2 protein-coding genes are annotated in these 1,359 nt (G+C 74.0%); both read right to left on the minus strand.

Annotated elements, in window-relative coordinates:
- Nucleotides 1-740 (minus strand): chloride channel protein (locus I5E_RS01600; RefSeq protein WP_022905453.1); only part of this gene is annotated, 740 nt, incomplete at its 3' end.
- A gap of 53 nt (nucleotides 741-793) precedes the next feature.
- On the minus strand, nucleotides 794-1,258 hold the full coding sequence (locus tag I5E_RS01605; RefSeq protein WP_031261031.1) for a MarR family winged helix-turn-helix transcriptional regulator: 465 nt from the start codon (nucleotides 1,256-1,258) through the stop codon (nucleotides 794-796).
- Nucleotides 1,259-1,359: the final 101 nt, after the last annotated feature.

Below are 1,359 nucleotides of genomic sequence, written 5' to 3' on the forward strand. Positions count from 1 at the left end.
TCGGGCGGCGTGATCGACCCGATGGACGGCAGGTGCAGGAAGGCCGCGTCGCCGAAGACGGCGCGGCCGACGAGCGCCGCGGTGACGCTCGCGATCGCGACCGCGCCGAACGAGGTCGGGGTGAAGTCCCGCAGCAGCAGTTCGAGCGCGAAGAAGATGCCGGCGACGGGGGCGTTGAAGGTCGCCGAGATCCCGCCGGCCGCGCCGCACGCGACGAGGGTCTTCAGGCGCACTTCCGGCATCCGGGCCCACCGACCGATCGTCGAGCCCAGGGCGGCGCCGATCTGGATGATCGGCCCCTCGCGGCCCACCGAACCGCCCGCGCCGATGCAGACCGCACTCGCGAGGGCCTTCACCACGGCGACGCTGCCCCGGATCCGACCGCCGTTCCGGGCGACCGCGTACATCACCTCGGGAACGCCGTGGCCCCGCGCCTCCCGCGCGAACCGCTGGATGAGCGGCCCGTACAGCAGCCCGCCGACCGCCGGGGCGAGCACCACGAAACCGGCCCCGAGCCACGGCACCCAGGGGTTGGCCGGGTGCCCGTCGGTCGCAGAGTAGTCCGCGTGGCCGCTGAACACCCACGTGGCGTGCTCGATCAGCCAGCGGAAGACGACCGCCGCGCCGCCGGCCCCGAGGCCGATGAGCAGTGCCGGGAGCGCCAGCCGGACGGCGGCACCACCGAAGCGGGTGCCGGCGGTCACGAGGTGGGGACGGATGGTCTGGGCGGCGTCGGGCACGGTCCTCCTGAGTTGTACGGGCACAACGATTGTACGCGTACAACGAACCGGAGTCACCCCCCGAAGGCGGAGACCTCCTCGGGTGACGGTTCCCCCATCGCCCGACGGAGCGCCGCCATCCCGGCGGTCACGACCGCGCGGTCCGCGACCGGCACCCGCTCGATGATCTCCTCGAGCTCCCGGCGGCGACGATCCGTGACCTCGGCCACCAGTGCACGCCCGCGCTCCGTCGGCGCCACCAGGACCTCGCGGCGGTTGTCCGACGACGCCCGGCGTTCGACCCACCCGCCGGCCACCAGACGGTCGACGTTCCGCGTGAGGGTCGACGGTCCGACCGCCAGCCGGTCCGCCAGGACGCCGGCACGCGTCGGCCCGAGGCTGACGACGAGCACGATCAACCGGAACTGCGGGACCGTGACCGACTCGAGCGCCGGCGCGAGCGACCGCGCGACGACGCCGAGCAGGCCGCGCGACGCGGCGAGGACTTCATCGATCCCGTGGTCCGGACGTTCACCCATGTCCGCCATCCTCGCAGGCGATCACGTCGCCTCCTCGATCCCGCGGCCCACGAGGCCGGTGCGGGGACGCCTTCGTGGTCAGCCGCGGGCCTGCTTCGTCG

Origin of the sequence: Curtobacterium sp. B18, assembly GCF_000333375.1 — a bacterium.
Lineage (GTDB): Bacteria > Actinomycetota > Actinomycetes > Actinomycetales > Microbacteriaceae > Curtobacterium.

Coding starts and splice junctions, on each gene's coding strand:
- I5E_RS01605 (WP_031261031.1), bottom strand. CDS start 1,258: ATGGGTGAACGTCCGGACCACGGGATCGATGAAGTCCTCGCCGCGTCG.